The sequence below is a fragment of the Sphingomonas sp. SRS2 genome, assembly GCF_000971055.1.
GTDB lineage: Bacteria > Pseudomonadota > Alphaproteobacteria > Sphingomonadales > Sphingomonadaceae > Rhizorhabdus.
Genome location: NZ_LARW01000100.1, coordinates 1 through 575 on the forward strand (window position 1 = coordinate 1; position 575 = coordinate 575).

Consider the following 575-nt stretch of genomic DNA (forward strand, 5'->3'; position numbering starts at 1 on the left):
TAGAGTCGAACACGATCGTGTTGAATCGGCGGATTCCCTTTGAGGCTGATTTGTGATTCAGAGTGCTGGCTGGGATGGAGGTCGGCATGGATGGGCAAACCTTATTCGGATGATTTGCGGGAGCGCGTGGTAGCGTCGATGGTCGGGGGCCGGAGCTGCCGCGAAGCGGGCGCGATTTTTGGCGTAGCGCCGAGTACGGCGGGCAACTGGTATCGGCGCTATCAGCGGACGACCAGCTACGCGGCCTTGCCGATGGGCGGCGACCATCGTTCGAAATTGACCGCCGAGGTGAACTGGATCGCAGAGCGCCTGGCGGCGGTGCCGGAGCTGACGTTGACGGATGTGCGTGAGGGTCTTGCCGGCCGTGGCACCGAGGTGAGCTATACGAGCGTATGGCGGACGGTGAAGAAGCTGGGGCTGCGCTTAAAAAAAGAACCATCTACGCCAGCGAGCAAGACCGGCCCGACGTCGCGATAGCACGTGCGATCTGGCAGGCGGCGCAGGCCGGGTTCGACTTCCAGTCGCTGGTGTTCATCGATGAGACCGGCACGACCACGAGCATTGTCGACGCCGTG

At 62.4% G+C, this 575-nt stretch carries 1 protein-coding gene; it reads left to right on the forward strand.

The window, feature by feature from the left end; genetic code table 11:
- Positions 1 to 90 precede the first annotated feature (90 nt).
- Entirely contained in the window at positions 91 to 477 is a 387-nt protein-coding gene (locus tag WP12_RS14980) for a helix-turn-helix domain-containing protein (RefSeq protein ID WP_046193683.1), read from the forward strand.
- The last annotated feature ends 98 nt before the right edge of the window (positions 478 to 575 follow it).